Annotated in this window: 14 protein-coding genes; 6 read left to right on the forward strand and 8 right to left on the reverse strand. The window is 65.3% G+C overall.

Annotation, left to right across the window (positions count from 1 at the left end; translation table 11 throughout):
- Window positions 1-65: 65 nt before the first annotated feature.
- The 7 genes from F3J17_RS07580 to F3J17_RS07610 form a co-directional block, all read right to left on the reverse strand.
- The gene (locus F3J17_RS07580; RefSeq protein WP_167055644.1) at window positions 66-875 is read right to left on the reverse strand and encodes a YhfC family intramembrane metalloprotease; all 810 of its coding nucleotides are present in this window, start codon (window positions 873-875) and stop codon (window positions 66-68) included.
- Between the two features lie 135 nt (window positions 876-1,010).
- Window positions 1,011-2,063 carry a substrate-binding domain-containing protein gene (locus F3J17_RS07585; protein ID WP_167055647.1) on the reverse strand — a complete coding sequence of 351 codons (1,053 nt, stop codon included), beginning with the start codon at window positions 2,061-2,063 and terminating at the stop codon, window positions 1,011-1,013.
- A complete protein-coding gene (locus F3J17_RS07590; RefSeq protein WP_167055650.1) occupies window positions 2,060-3,025 on the reverse strand; it encodes a D-glycerate dehydrogenase in 966 nt (321 codons plus the stop codon). Before F3J17_RS07590 ends, F3J17_RS07585 begins: the two co-directional genes overlap by 4 nt.
- Window positions 3,026-3,080: 55 nt before the next feature.
- The gene (locus F3J17_RS07595; RefSeq protein WP_167055653.1) at window positions 3,081-4,364 is read right to left on the reverse strand and encodes an MFS transporter; all 1,284 of its coding nucleotides are present in this window, start codon (window positions 4,362-4,364) and stop codon (window positions 3,081-3,083) included.
- Window positions 4,365-4,462: 98 nt separating this feature from the next.
- Window positions 4,463-5,440, reverse strand: coding sequence for a sugar kinase (locus tag F3J17_RS07600; RefSeq protein WP_167055656.1), 978 nt, complete (start codon window positions 5,438-5,440; stop codon window positions 4,463-4,465).
- Window positions 5,441-5,489: 49 nt separating this feature from the next.
- Complete coding sequence (locus F3J17_RS07605; protein ID WP_167055659.1) at window positions 5,490-6,284, reverse strand: TIM barrel protein; 795 nt, start codon at window positions 6,282-6,284, stop codon at window positions 5,490-5,492.
- Between the two features lie 175 nt (window positions 6,285-6,459).
- Entirely contained in the window at window positions 6,460-7,422 is a 963-nt protein-coding gene (locus F3J17_RS07610) for a LysR family transcriptional regulator (RefSeq protein ID WP_167055662.1), read from the reverse strand.
- 134 nt (window positions 7,423-7,556) lie between these two features.
- Between F3J17_RS07610 and F3J17_RS07615 the strand changes: the two genes are divergently transcribed.
- The 5 genes from F3J17_RS07615 to F3J17_RS07635 all read left to right on the forward strand — a co-directional run bounded on the left by F3J17_RS07615 (window position 7,557) and on the right by F3J17_RS07635 (window position 12,461).
- The gene (locus F3J17_RS07615; protein WP_167055665.1) at window positions 7,557-8,642 is read left to right on the forward strand and encodes a YeiH family protein; all 1,086 of its coding nucleotides are present in this window, start codon (window positions 7,557-7,559) and stop codon (window positions 8,640-8,642) included.
- Window positions 8,643-8,855: 213 nt separating this feature from the next.
- Window positions 8,856-9,590 carry a glutathione S-transferase gene (locus F3J17_RS07620; protein ID WP_167055668.1) on the forward strand — a complete coding sequence of 245 codons (735 nt, stop codon included), beginning with the start codon at window positions 8,856-8,858 and terminating at the stop codon, window positions 9,588-9,590.
- Between the two features lie 127 nt (window positions 9,591-9,717).
- On the forward strand, window positions 9,718-11,472 hold the full coding sequence (locus F3J17_RS07625; RefSeq protein WP_167055671.1) for a ClcB-like voltage-gated chloride channel protein: 1,755 nt from the start codon (window positions 9,718-9,720) through the stop codon (window positions 11,470-11,472).
- 322 nt (window positions 11,473-11,794) lie between these two features.
- Window positions 11,795-12,055, forward strand: coding sequence for a hypothetical protein (locus F3J17_RS07630; RefSeq protein WP_167055673.1), 261 nt, complete (start codon window positions 11,795-11,797; stop codon window positions 12,053-12,055).
- A 175-nt stretch (window positions 12,056-12,230) separates the two neighbouring features.
- Window positions 12,231-12,461, forward strand: a complete 231-nt coding sequence (locus F3J17_RS07635) for a DUF2795 domain-containing protein (RefSeq protein ID WP_167055676.1) — start codon at window positions 12,231-12,233, stop codon at window positions 12,459-12,461.
- A 19-nt stretch (window positions 12,462-12,480) separates the two neighbouring features.
- On the opposite strand, the gene F3J17_RS07640 is transcribed toward F3J17_RS07635, so the two are convergent.
- A complete protein-coding gene (locus tag F3J17_RS07640; RefSeq protein WP_167055679.1) occupies window positions 12,481-13,113 on the reverse strand; it encodes a TetR/AcrR family transcriptional regulator in 633 nt (210 codons plus the stop codon).
- Between the two features lie 450 nt (window positions 13,114-13,563).
- Between F3J17_RS07640 and F3J17_RS07645 the strand changes: the two genes are divergently transcribed.
- Window positions 13,564-14,643 (forward strand): efflux RND transporter periplasmic adaptor subunit, encoded by a 1,080-nt coding sequence (locus F3J17_RS07645; RefSeq protein ID WP_240160861.1) that lies wholly within the window; start codon window positions 13,564-13,566, stop codon window positions 14,641-14,643.
- Window positions 14,644-14,664: the final 21 nt, after the last annotated feature.

The following is a 14,664-nucleotide window of genomic DNA, read 5'->3' on the forward strand; positions in this document are numbered from 1 at the left end:
ATAGCGCCGAAGCGTACCCGAGGCGGCGTCGCCGCGCCAGTGCAACGCTGGCGCGGGCGTTGTCTTCAGGCCGCGTGTGCTTCGCTGCGGCGCGGTGCGCAGCTCTTGAACAGCACGATGGCGGCGACGATCGCCAGCGAGACATAGAGCGCATCCACGGCGACGAGCGGCACGAGGCGCGCCTGGAACATCGCGGCGGGCACGTCGATCAGCGCGTGCACGAGAATCGCGATCGGCAGGATGGCTTTGCGGCCCGCCTGCACGCCGCGCCACATCAGCACTGAAAGCCCGATCTGGAACACGAAAGCCGCCGTGCGTTCGAGCGCGAACACACCCGCATGCAGCGGCGAAAGCGTGGCGAGGATCAGGTGCACGCGAAGCACCGAATCCATCGTCAGGTTGGTCAGATGCGTGTCGAGGTCGCCGCGATTGGCGAGCACCGCGAAGAAGATCCACTGCAGTTGCACCAGCACGCCGACAAACCACGCCTCCGCCCCGCCGTGGCCGATGCCGTAGGCAAGGCCCGTGCTGTCCTGCGGCGTGTTCGGAAGCCGCCCGCCGCGCCGCGCCAGCATGCGCATGGCGATGTAGCGCCCGACTTCCTCGCACACGCCCGCAACGAGCGCGCCGTAGGCCACGAAAGCGATGGGATGGGTCAGCAGTTCGGCCGTCTGCGGGTTTTCGTTCAGCAGAAACCCGTTGAGCGCGCGCTCGATCACCGTGGCGAACAGCGCAAAAATGGCGATCCCGGCGATGGTGTCGCGCCAGTCAAACTGGAAGGGCCGGCGCAGCCGGCGATAAAGCGAAATCGGCAAAAAGGCGACGAAAAGCGTCGCGAGCGAAAGGCAGACTAGCGTGACCGGATCTACGTGCATGGGGTTCCTTGTGACGTCCGGCGCGCGCACAAAATCATCCATGTTCATTCATGTCGCACGCCGCAGCCCGCATCATCGCAGAAAATGGGCCGATCGCGCAGCGGCGGCTGCGCGCGGCCCGGCGCTACGTCGATCTCAACCCAGGGTGGAAGCCCGCACGACCAGCTCGCCCGGAAATGCCGCGGCGCGCGCGGCGGGCGCGGCGCCTTCGATGCGCTCGTGCAGGAATTCGACGGCGCGATAGCCGATTTCGCGCGTCGGCTGGCGGATCGTGGTGATGCCGGCCAGCTCGGCCCATTCGGGATCGTCGATGGCGATCAGCGCGACCTGCTGCTGCCACTGCGCGCCCAATTGAGCCTTCAGATGCAGCGCAAGACGCAGCGCCACCGGTGCATTGGCGGCGAACAGCGCACAGCGCGCGCCGCGCCTGGCCGCGTCGGCGAGATAGGTATCGAGCGCGGCAAGCGATGCTTCGATGCCCTCTTCCTCGCGCAGATCGAGCACATGCGTGCGGTGCGCGGCCGCTTCGCCTTGGGTCGAAGCGCGAAACGCCGCTTCGCGCTCGCGGCGCGAACTCACGTGCTCGAACGGCTGGACCACGAACACGAGGTCGTCGTAACCGCGCTCGATCAGATGCCGCACGCCTTGCCGCACGGCCGCCGCGTTGTCGAGACCGACCATATCGGCGTCGAGACCATCGACGGTGCGGTCGACCAGCACGGCGGGAATGCCGCCGCTGCCTACCGGTTTGAGCATCGATTCGCGCACGCCCAGCGCATTGACGATCACGCCTTCCACCCGATACGTGGTGAGCAGTTGCAGATAGCGCCGCTCCATATCGACTTCATTGGCCGCGTGGCAGATCAGCGGCATATAGCCGAGGGCGTGGCAAGCCTCTTCCACGCCTTGCAGCACTTCGACCGAATACGGATTCGCCAGGTCCGCGAGCAGCAGACCGAGCAGCCGGTTGCGCCCGCGCTTGAGGCCGCGCGCCATCTGGTTGGGCCGATAGTCGAGCCGTTGGATGGCCGCTTCGATACGCGCGCGCAGATCCGGCGACAGCACCGACAGTTCGCCGTTCAGATAGCGCGAAATGCTGGTCTTGCCGGTGCCCGCTTCGCGCGCGACATCGCTGATAGTCGCGCGGCGCGGGCCTTCTGCGCTCGGGCTGCTCGACTCCATCGTCATTTCGCCAGCACCTCGCGGTTGACGATGTTGGTGCGCAGCGTGCCCGCGAGCGCCGCCACGAGGTTTTCCGCGGCGTTACGCGCCATCGCGTGACGCGTTTCATGCGTGGCCGAGCCGATATGCGGCAGCGCCACCACGTTCGGCATGCGCAGCAGCGGCGAGGCTGGATCGATCGGTTCCTGCTCGAATACGTCGAGGCCCGCGCCGTGGATCGTGCCCGCTTCCAGCGCGGCGATCAGCGCTTTTTCGTCGACGGTCGCGCCGCGCGAAGCGTTGATGAGGATCGCGCTCTTCTTCATTTTCCCGAATTGCTCCGCGCCGATCATATGACGCGTGGCGTCGGTGAGCGGCACCTGCAGGCAGACGAAATCCGACACCGCGAGCAGTTCGTCGAGTTCGACGCGGCGTGCGCCGTATTCGCGCTCGGCGGTCTCGTTCGGGCTGCGGTTGGTGTAGAGCACCTGCATGTTGAAGCCGAGCGCCGCGCGACGTGCGACCGCGCCGCCGATGCGACCCAGCCCGACGATGCCCAGCGTTTTACCCTGCACATCCACGCCGAAATGCGCCGGGCCGATGCTCGCCTTCCACTCACCGGCCTTGACCCACTCGGCCAGTTCGACCACGCGGCGGGCGCTGGCGAGGATCAGCGAGAACACCGTATCCGCCGTCGATTCCGTGAGCACGTCGGGCGTGTGCGCGAGCACGATGCCGCGCTGCGTGAGATCGGCCACGTCGAACTGGTCGAAGCCCACGGAGATGGTCGAGAGCGCCTTGATGCGCGAGCCGTCGAGCATCGCCGGCGTGACCTTGACGCTTGAGCCGATGGCGCCGTCGGCATCCTTGAGCGCGGCGCTCAGCGCCTGCGCATCGCTTCCGTCGACGAACACGACTTCAGCATGTTCGCGCAGATAGTCCGCGACATCGGCAGGCAAGGTCTTGTAGGCAACGATCTTCTGTTTCATAGGTGCACGTTTTTCCGTGGGTTCGAATGCGTTCTCGTTTGCGTTCGCGCTTGCGTTATTTACCATGCGCAGGCGCGACATAGCCAGGGGCGTCGTCGCGGCGCGGCTTCACGGCGAGCGTGAGGCCTACCGACACAAGCAGCGCCGCGCTCATGAATGCGTAGGATGCCGCAGGCGAGCCGGTTGCGCCATTCAGATAGCCGACCACGTACGAGCCCACGAACGAGCCGAGCGCGCCCATGCTGTTGATCAAGGCCATCGCGCCGCCGGAGACGTTCTTCGGCAGCAGTTCCGGCACGATCGCGAAGAACGGGCCATACGGCGCATACATCGCCGCGCCCGCGATCACCAGCAGCGCGTACGAGGTCCAGAAGTGCGTCGCGCCGAGCGCATACGAACCCGCGAAAGCCATGGCGCCGATCAGCAGGAACGGCCACACGAAAGCGCGGCGATTATTGAGCTTGTCCGACGCCCACGACGCGCCGAGCATCGCGATGGTAGCAGCGAGATACGGCATTGCCGAGAGCCAGCCCGTCTCGACCATGCCCAGCGACGAGCCGTTCTTGACGATCGACGGCAGCCACAGCACGAAGCCATACACGCCGATGCTCCAGCAGAAATACTGCGCGCACAGCAGCACCACGGCGGGCGAGCGGAACGCTTCGGCGTAGTTTTTCACCGGCTTGATGGCGGCCTGTTCGGCGCGCATGGCGGCGTCCAGCGCGCGCTTTTCGTCGTTCGAGAGCCACTGGACCTGCGCCGGTTTGTCGCGCACCAGCAGCCACCAGCACACGGCCCACACCACGGCGGGCACACCCTCGGCGATGAACATATGACGCCAGCCGTAGCTGTGCACGAGATAGCCCGAGACCACCGACATCCACAACACCGTCACCGGATTGCCGAGGATCAGAAAGGTGTTGGCGCGCGAACGCTCGGATTTGGTGAACCAGTTGCTGATGTAGATGAGCATGGCGGGCATCACCGCCGCTTCCACCACGCCCAGCACAAAGCGGATCACCATCAGCGAAGGAATATTGGTGACGACGCCCGTGAGCGACGCGCAGCCGCCCCACAGCAGCAGGCTTACGAACACCAGCTTGCGCACGCTGCGACGTTCCGCGTAGACCGCACCCGGCAACTGGAAGAAAAAGTAACCGAGGAAAAACAGCGCGCCGATCAGCGAAGACAGCCCGGGGCTGATGCCCAGATCGCGATTGATGCCCGCTGCCGAAGCGAAACCGTAGTTCGCGCGGTCGAGATAGGCGAGGCTGTACGTGATGAACACGATCGGCATGATCGCCCACCAGCGGCGTGGGGCAAGCGAGGTTGAGGTCATCGGTGTCTCCTGTCGGCGGCATGTTGGGCGTTTGAGCCTGGTGCCGTTCCTTGCTGCTTGAATAGGGGGCTGCGGCGCGGTCTGCTGCGCGCGATGCGTTATGCGGCGGCGTGCGCGTCGTGCGCCTGGTGGGCTTCGAGCGCATCGAGTTGCGCACGCGTCGGCAAGCCTTCCGAATCGCCGATCACCTGCACCGCAAGCGCGCCGATGCGATTGCCACGCGCGACGGCCTCATGCAGCGCACGGCCTTCGAGCAGCGCGCTCACCACGCCCACCGCGAAGCCATCGCCCGCACCGACCGTATCCACCACCTTCTCCACGCGCTGCGCCTGCACATGGCCGCGCTCGCCGGTGTTCGTCTCGAAGTACGCGCCTTGCGCGCCGAGCTTCACGATCACGCCGCGCGCGCCGCGTTCGAGATAGAAACGCGCGATCAGTTCGGGATCGTCGGAGCCCGTGAGAATGCGGCCTTCGTTGACGCCGGGCAAAACCCAGTCGGCGAAACGGGCGAGTTCATTGAGCGTCGCGACCATTTCCGCTTCGGAGCCCCAGAGTGTCGGGCGCAGGTTCGGATCGAAACTGATCGTGCGGCCCGCTTCGCGCATCTCGCGCGCCAGCATGAAGGCGAGTTCGCGCGAGGTCGCGGAAATCGCCGGCGCGACGCCGCTCAGATGCAGATGACGCGCGCCCAGCACATAGCCGCGCTGGTAATCGCTGATCGACAGATGGCTGGCGGCCGAGCCGCGGCGGAAATATTCGACAGCGGGATCGCTGCCGTCGTCGGTCTTCGACTTGAGCTGGAAGCCGGTGGGATAGCGCGGATCGGTTTCGACGCACTGTGCGTCGATGCCTTCCTGGGCGAGCACGGCGCGCACGAAGCGGCCGAACGAATCGTCGCCTACGCGGCTCATCCAGCCCACCTTGAAGCCCAGTCGCGCGAGGCCGGTCGCCACGTTCAGTTCGGCGCCCGCCGCACGTTTCGTAAATTGTGCGACGTCGTGCAGCGCGCCGGTATCGGCGGCCACGAACATCGCCATGGCCTCGCCGTAGGTGATGACATCGAGTGAGTGCGTCATGGAATGCGTTCCTGCAAAAGATGAATTCGAGTGCGTGCTTATGCCGACGTTATGCCGATGCCAGCCACGTCACGTAGCGCGCGGCGTCTTCCTGCACGCGCTGCTCGTCGAACGGAAATTCGATACCGCGCGGCACGTTCGACGGCAGGCGCGCGAGCGCGGCGCGGCACAGGGGATCGTCGGCGGCGGGCGCGCAGGCGAAGCGTCGCGCGCCCTCGCCTTCGACCGCTTTGCAGTGGATGTATTCGACGTAGGGCGCGAGCGCGACGGCGGCCATCAGCGGCGCTTCGCCCGTCCACTGCCAGTTGCCGATGTCGAAGGTCATGCCGATCAGGCTGGCTTCATCGCCCGCACGCAGCGCGCGGAACAGCGCCGTGAATTGCGCGAGCTTGCCGCCTTGTTCGAGCTGGCCGTTTTCGACGACGACACGCGGCGCGTTTGGTTCGGCCTGTTTCGCGCCTTTCACGCCGATCTCTTCGAGAATTGCCGCGAGCCGCGCAACATGCGCTTCGCCCGCAAAGCTGCCGAGTTGCAATTTGACGAAGCGCGCGCCCAGCGCACGGCCGCATTCGACGGCAAGGCGCAGTTCGGCTTCGTTGAGCGCGCCATCGTCGGCGTACAGCGTGTCGGGCGTCGACCACACGGACCACAGGCCCGCACCCGCAAGCGCTGTGCCGAGCGCCCGCAGCGCTTCGGGTTGCGCATCGGCGTCGTGCATCAGTTCGCGCCGCACCTCGAACGCAAACGCGCCCGCCGCTTTCGTCGCGCCGAACCACGCTGCATGACCGTCACGCCAGATCGATCCCGCGCCGAACGCGCTCGCCACAATTGCTACTTCCGCCATCGTCGTCTTCCTGTTGCTGCCGGTTCCCGTTTCACACAACGCATCCGATCTTGCTTGGAACCGGTTCCAAATCACGGTCGAAAAAAAGCGCCTAAGCGCCTGTTCCGTTCCGTCGGATTGATGGCGGGATGTTGCGCCGACCCGGCAAGCCGCGCCATTGTGGAAATCCCCTAATTTATGGCGGGAACCTTGTGCCGCCTGTTGGGTTGTCGGCGGTGGGGTGCGCGCCGTTGCCGTTTTCGTGCGGCGCGTCCAGCAGGCAGAGTTCGAGAAAGCGCTGGGCGACGCGCGAGGCTGCGCCCGCGTGCGGCACCACAATCGAAAAGCGCCGCGCGAGCGGTTCCGGGCCGATGCGGATCTGCGCGAGCGCGCCGTCCTCGTGCCGCATCGACATCGCCGAGACGAAGCCGATGCCCATGCCCGCGCGCACGGCTTCCTTGACGCCCTCCACGCCCGCGATTTCAAGCGCGACGCGCATCGGCACCGCCGCGCGCGCGAAAGCGCGCTCGACCACCTGACGCACGCCCGAGCCGTCCTCGCGCGTGACCAGCGGCACGTTGCCGAACGCGGCCAGATCGCAGCGCCCGCCCGCCGCCGCAGCCGCTTCGACGAGCGCATGACCGCGCGGGGCGATGGCCACGATCTCGTCCTCGTGCCATGGATGCACGGCGCAATCGGCGGGCAGTTGCGCGCCCACCGGCCCTTCGACCAGCGCGATATCCAGCTCGCCCAGCATGGCGACGACATCGGCGGTATTGCCGCTGGCGGTCTCCAGCTTCACGTCCGGATAGCGCCGATGGAACGCCGCGACCAGATACGGCAAACGGTAGCTCGCGGGCGTCGTACTCGCGCCGATGCGCAGCGTGCCGCGCTCCAGACCGCGCAGCGCATCGCGAAACGCTAGCGCGTCGCGCCAGTTCTCGCGCAGGCGCGCGGCGTAGGCGGCGAGTTGTTCGCCTGTAGGCGTCAGGCGCACGCCGCGCCCATCGCGCAGATAAAGCGGCTCGCCGAATTCTTCCTGCAAGAGCCGTAATTGCCCCGAGACGGCAGGCTGCGACAGATGCAGCGCCAGCGCCGCGCGACTGATGTTGCGGTGCTCGGCGACTGCGGCGAAAGTTATCAGTTGTTCCGGGGTCATCGCGGTGAATTATCGGGTTGACTTATATATTACTTCGTAAATGACGATTTTTCATATCGTTATATGTAATTTAGGATTAGCGCATTCGTAGCGAGATTGCTGCTAACACGGAACAAAAGCGGAATAACCCTGCCATGTCCACATCGTCGACCACACTTTCGCATTCATCGCCGGATTCGGCCCTTTCGACGCGCGGCCAGATCAACGGCGTCCTGTTCGTCGCGCTGTTCGCCTTTGCCGTTACCCGACTCGCGGCCCTGCCCGCTATCGCCAACCTGGGCTTGAGCCCGCTGATCGTCGGCATCGTCGCTGGCGCGGTCTACGGCAATCTGCTGCCCGACGCCATGCCGGCAAGCTGGGCGGCGGGCGTCAACTTTTCGGCGCGCAAGCTGCTGCGCATCGCCGTCGCCTTCTTCGGTCTGCGCGTGAGCCTGCAGGAAATCGCCCAGGTCGGCGTGCCCGGCCTCGTCGAGTCGGTGACGATCGTGGTGAGCACACTCGTAATCGGCACCTGGGCGGGCATGAAGATCATGAAGCTCGACCGCGACACGGCCATTCTCACGGCCGCCGGCAGCGCGATCTGCGGCGCGGCCGCGGTGCTCGCCTTCGAATCGACGCTGCAGTCGAAGCCGCACAAAAGCGCGATGGCCGTAGGCAGCGTGGTGCTGTTCGGCACGCTTTCGATGTTCCTGTATCCGCTGCTCTATCGCGCTGGCTGGCTGCATCTGGATACCGTCGGCGCGGGTCTGTTCTTCGGCGGCACGATTCACGAAGTCGCGCAGGTCGTGGGCGCGGCCAGCAACGTGAGCCCGGAAGCCACGCATATCGCCACCATCGTCAAGATGACCCGCGTGATGCTGCTCGTGCCGGTGCTGCTGGTGCTCGGCGTGTGGCTCAATCGTTCGGCGCGTAAGGCGGTGGGTGCGGATGGCGTGAAGCAAGGTGCGCGCAAGCTGGCGGTGCCCTGGTTTGCGCTCGGCTTCCTCGCGCTGGTGGTGGTGAACTCGCTGCATGTGCTGCCCGAAGCGGCGACCTCGTCGCTCAACCTGCTCGACACTTTTGCGCTGACCATGGCCATGACCGCGCTCGGCATCGAAACGCGCGTCTCGCAGATCCGTCAGGCCGGTCCGCGGGCGCTGACCACGGGTTTCATTCTTTACGTGTGGCTCGTGCTGGGTGGTCTGGCGATCACCTGGGGTGTGGAGAGACTGTTCGGTTGATGACAGCAACCTATTTCGGGCCCCGCCTGAGAGATCGCGCACCGGTTGGTCCGGTCGCTTGCCCCGCCGATGGCGGGGCTTTTTGCGCTTCTGCGTGGGCTTGTACATGCGCTTGTGCACGCATCCGTGCGCCCGGTCATGCCCGCGCGCCACGCAGCGCCCAGGCGCAACAGTTGCGGCCCATACTGTCCCATCCGACGAAGGGGGCGAGCAATGGCATACGAACTGTATTACTGGGACGGCTTGCAAGGGCGCGGCGAATTCGTGCGGCTCGCGCTGGAGGAAGCTGGTGCGCCCTATGTGGACGTCGCGCGCGGCGAGAAAGAGGATGGTCACGGGATCGGCGCGCTAATGGCCGGACTGGAAAGCGACGCGCCGTATCCGCCCTATGCGCCGCCCTTTCTCAAGGACGGCGATCTGATCGTGCCGCACGTGGCGAACATCCTGTTCTATCTCGGGCCCAAGCTCAATCTCGCGCCGCGCGACGAGGGCTTGCGCATCATCGCCAACGGCTTGCAGCTGACGATCGCGGATCTCGTCACCGAGGTGCACGACACCCATCATCCGATTGCCAGCGCCCTCTATTACGAAGACCAGAAGGACGCCGCGAAGGCGCGTTCGAAGGACTTCATTCAGCATCGGATTCCGAAGTTCATGAGCTATTTCGAGCGCGTGCTAACGCAGAATCCGGACGGCCCGCAACATATGGTGGGCAAGGCGCTCAGCTATGTCGATCTGTCGATGTTCCAGATCGTCGAGGGCTTGCGCTACGCATTCCCGAAAGCGACGAAGCATCTCGCCGACCATTATCCGAACGTGATCGCGTTGCACGACGCCGTGGCCGCGCGCCCGAATATCGCCGCTTATGTGCAGTCCGAGCGTCGGCTTGCGTTCAACGAAACGGGCATCTTCCGCCACTATCCGGAACTCGATCGGGCGTTGCGCTAAACGCCCGCGCGCAGATACGCATCCTGATTCACGCGGCCGGCCTGCGCGCCGCCGCTTTTTCTTTGCCGCAGACGTCTCGCCCGACGAGCGTCGCGCTTTTCTCAACCGCCCAACCTGCCCGCCTGCCGTGCTGTCATTCCTGCTGAAACTGCGCACCCGCGCCCGCGACCTCTTTCGTCTCTCCGACGCCCACACGATGCTGATCTGGTCGGTGATCGTCGGCGTGGCCGGGGCGTTCGCCACTGTTCTCTTCCGCGAAGGCATCGCGCATCTGCAGATCCTGTTCACGGGCAGCGAAGGCAGTTTCGTCGAGATGGCGCGGCGGCTGCCTTGGCACACGCGCATCTGGCTGCCTGCGGCAGGTGGTTTTATCGCCGGTTGCCTGCTGCTGATCGCAAAACGCAATGCGCGCGCTGGCACCTCCACGGGCAACAAGCCGATCCACACCGACTATGTCGAAGCGGTGGCCATTGGCGATGGCGTGATGCCGGTGGGCACGAGCCTGTGGCGCAGCGCGTCGTCGCTGTTCACGATTGCCAGCGGCGGCTCGATCGGCCGCGAAGGGCCGATGGTGCAGTTGGCGGCGCTCGCCGCCTCGCTGATCGGGCGCTGGGTGCACTTCGATCCGCAGCGGCTGCGTCTGTTAGTGGCGTGCGGCGCGGCGGCCGGTATCACCTCGGCATATAACGCGCCGATCGCCGGCGCGTTCTTCGTGACGGAGATCGTGCTGGGTGCGATCGTCATGGAGAGTTTCGGTCCGATCGTGGTTGCATCCGTGGTGGCCAACATCACGATGCGCGAATTCGCGGGCTACAAGCCGCCGTACGAGATGCCGGTGTTCCCGCCCGTCACGGGCGTCGAAGTGCTGCTGTTCGTCGCACTCGGCATGCTGTGCGGGGTGCTCGCGCCGCGCTTTCTCGCCATGCTCGACGTGACGAAAGCCGGTTTCGGCCGCCTCAAGCTGCCGCTGCCTGCCAAGCTCGCGCTCGGCGGCTTCGTGTGCGGCGTGCTTTCCGTGTGGACGCCCGAAGTCTGGGGCAACGGCTATAGCGTCGTGAATTCGATCCTGCATTCGCCCTGGACGTGGACGGCGCTCGCGACCGTGCTGGTGTTCAAGCTCGTCGCCACGGCCGCGACGGTGGGTTCGGGCGCGGTCGGCGGCGTGTTCACGCCGACGCTCTTCATGGGCGCGGTGATCGGTTGCCTGTTTGGCCACGGCATGAACGCGCTGTGGCCGCACGGCACGTCGGCGCCCTTCGCTTACGCGATGGTCGGCATGGGCGCGTTCCTCGCGGGCGCCACCCAGGCGCCGCTGATGGCGATCCTGATGATCTTCGAGATGACGCTCAGCTACCAGGTCGTGCTGCCGCTGATGCTCTCGTGCGTAGTGGCGTATTTCGTGGCGCGCGCCACGGGTACGAAGTCGATGTACGAAATCACGCTGCACCGCAACCGCGAGGAAGCCGAACGCCTGCGCCTGCGCGCCACCCAGATGCGCGAACTGGTGCGCCCCGCCGACACCGTCGTACGCGCCGATGCGACCGTGCAGGACATGACGCGCGTGTTCCTCGAATATCCGGTGAAGTACCTCTACGTGACGGACGACACAGGTCGCTTCCTGGGCGCGGTCGCGCTGGCGGACATCACCAACGATCTGCTGCAAAAGCGCGACACCTCGAACAAGCACGCCTGCGATTACCTCAAGGCTTCGTTCGATGTGCTCACGCCCGATATGCCGCTCGCGGTGGCGTTGCAGCACTTTATGTCGTTCCAGGGCGAACGCCTGCCCGTGATCGAAAGCGCGCAACAGCCGCGACTGGCGGGGGTCGTCTATAAGACGTCACTGCTGGATGCCTACCAGCGCATGAATCCGGATCGATAACAATCGAGAACCACCAGTGTTTCAGGATTAAGTCGCTGATTTCATGTGACAAATCAAAAAAGCACACGCGTTCGAGACGTAGCGCATCATTTGCTGCCATTATGGGATTTCCGCTCGCGCGTGTGCACTGACAGACGTTCCTCCGGCGTATCCCGGGTCATCTGTCACCGCTTTCCTCGCACAGCCGGCGGTGTGCCGCGTGGCTCGCGCCGCTTCCATTGCCTTCTTGCGCGCGGCCGCCCTGCCTCGTCCGGTCAGCCTGACCGCCACGGCACGGCACTTGCTGCGACCTTCGGGCCGCATGAGGAAAGGAGGTCGAGCGATGAAAACCTCGACGCTGTTGACTACCGTGCTGCTGTCGGCCTCGTGCTTTGCCGCACCTGTCCGCACGCAGGACGCCCAGATCGACCGAGCCAGCGCCCCTGCGCCAGAGATGCGTTCGCCCATGGCGGACGTCCCGGTCGCGCCGCCTGCGCCTGACGTGCCAAGCGCCACCGGTGTGCAGCACTGGGAGTATCTGAGCCTGCCGAAGTCGCACCGTCTGGACCGTACGCTGAGCCCGGTTCTCCATCAGCAGACCTGAGGCCTGCGCGGGTCCGCTTCGCATCGCTGTGCACCTACAAGGGAAGCAGCGTGGGCTTTGTGTATGCTTGATTGCGCGACGTCACATGCCCCGCCTGCCTTCGTTTCGGGGCGTTTATCTATCCGGTTCGAGCTGATTGACCATGAGCGCGCCCGCCGCGCCGAGGATTTCGCGCATGTCCGCTTCATCCATCCCCGAAGAACCCATCGACCTGCAGTTCTCCGATGTTCTGCGCGAAGTGCGCTGGCCCGCCAACAAGGACGATCTCGTGGAAGCCGCCCGTAACGCCGGCGCGAGCAACGAGGTGCTGGCGATCCTCGACGGGATGCCCGAGCAGGATTATCGCGATGTCGCGTCCGTCACGAGTCTGATCGGCAGCAACTACGGTCCTGGCCTCGGTATTTAAGGTTTTTCGTGCGCGCGGTTCAGGCGTCGCGTCCGTACACCACGCGCGCGAAGAAGCGGCCGAGCACCGCTTCCACCACCGGCGGCGTCACATGCTGCGGATCGGCGGTGGCGAGAAATTGCACGCCGTCGCACAAGCCCATCAGCCCCAGCGCCATCAGATCCGGCGCGATCGGCAACGGCGTGCCGACGCGCGCGGAAAACTCTTCGATATAGGCCGCGAGACGCTCGCGCTTTTCTTTCATGAAGGCGTTGAAACGCGTGCGGAAGCGCGCGTCGCGGGCCGCAAGCAGCTTGGCTTCCACCCACAGCAGGAACATCTTGTTGTCCTGCGGCAGACGACTGTAGAACGTCATCACCCGCGCTTCCATGACTTCGCGCGAGGCATTGGCTTCGAAGATCGCGCGCAGATCGACTTCCATCGCTTCATGATCGCGCCGCAGCAATTCGACCAGCAGTTCAGCCTTGCTGTCGAAATTCGAATAGAACGCGCCGCGCGTATAGCCCGCCTCCTGCGCGATGTCCTCGACGCTCGCGCCGACAAACCCCTTGGTCATGAACAGACTCCGCGCGGCGTCGAGCAGGCACTCGCGCGTCTGGTCGCGGCTCTGTTCGCGGGTGAGTCGGGTGCGCGGAGTGGCTTGGCGCGTCATGGTGTTGGGGTGACTGTCTAGTGGGGGGGAGAACGCCATCGAGGCATGCGCCCGGCATCCCGATGGTAGCGCGAGTCTATCACTGAATCTTTCTTCGGATTCATTTCCGCATTCAGATACAGCGCTGTATTAGAATTCGTAAAATCATCTGAGACCGGACGGTGTGCGACGGAGGAGACATCCATGCGCCCCATCGCCTGTGCGCTGTGCTTGCGCGGGCGAACGGACTCAGCGGCGGCGCGACAGGCCCAGCGTGAGCGACAAGCGCGCATGGGCCGGGCGCGCGTGCGTTCCAGGCATGTCGAGGTCCATGTGAATCGTCGCGGTCGTGGCGCATCGAACAGGATGCGCAGTCAGTGTCAGTCCCAGGCTATCGTCGTCAATCCGTCCGTGCGGTGGACTTCGCATCCCGGTGTGTCGAGGTTATCGCGCTTTGCGAGCGCGTGCGCGTTGAGCGCCCTCGTCAGCCTTGCCGCGTGCGGCAAACATGAAGCAGCCTCGCCCGGACCGCGTCCGGTCGTGTCGATGACCGTGCACGCCGATCAAAGCGCGCCCTCCACCACGTATCCCGGCGGCGTACAGGCGCGCAACAGCACGCCGCTGTCGTTTCGCGTGAATGGCAAGATCATCGAGCGCAGCGTGCGTCTTGGCGATGCGGTCAAGCCCGGCCAGGTGCTCGCGCGACTCGATCCCGCCGATTACGACAAAAACGCCGCAAGCGCCCAGGCGCAGTACGACGCCGCGCAGCACCGTCTGGTTTTCGCAAAGCAGCAGCTCGACCGCGATACCGCCCAGGCGCAAGCCAACCTGATTGCGCGCGCCCAGTTCGAACAGACGCAGGACGCTTATGCGTCGGCCGTGGCGCAGCGCGACCAGGCAAAGCAGCAACTCGCGCTGTCGCAGGATCAGCGCCGCTACACCCAGCTCGTGGCCGATCACGCGGGCGTCATCACCGCCGAAAACGCCGACACCGGCCAGAACGTCCAGGCAGGCCAGGCCGTCTATCAGCTCGCGTGGACCGGCGAAGTGGACGTAGTGAGCGACCTGCCTGAAAACGCCATTGCCGGATTGCACACGGGCGACTCGGCCCAGGTGACGCTGCCCGCCCTGCCGGGCCGTACGTATGCGGCCAAAGTGCGTGAACTGAGCGCGGCCGCCGATCCGCAAAGCCGCACATGGCGCATCAAGCTCACACTGGAACATCCGGATGCGGACGTGCGGCTGGGCATGACCGCCAACATCGCCCTGTCGCCAAACCCGGCCGGCAATGGGCAGCCGCGCTCCTTCACGATTCCCGCCACGGCGCTCTTTCACGATGGCAACGCGCCCGCCCTGTGGATCGTGCAAGGCGCCGACAATGTGCTGCAACTGCGGCGTGTGAGCGTGTCGCGCTATGACGCGCGCACCATCACCGTGACCGACGGCCTCAAGGACGGTGACCGCATCGTCCTGCAAGGCGTCCATACCGTCAGCGTCGGCGAGAAAGTGCACCCGATTGCGCCGCTGCATCCGGAGGACTTCGCGTCATGAGCGAACGCGAAGCGCCGCAAA

It is taken from the genome of Burkholderia sp. Ax-1719 (assembly GCF_011753055.1).
Lineage (GTDB): Bacteria > Pseudomonadota > Gammaproteobacteria > Burkholderiales > Burkholderiaceae > Paraburkholderia.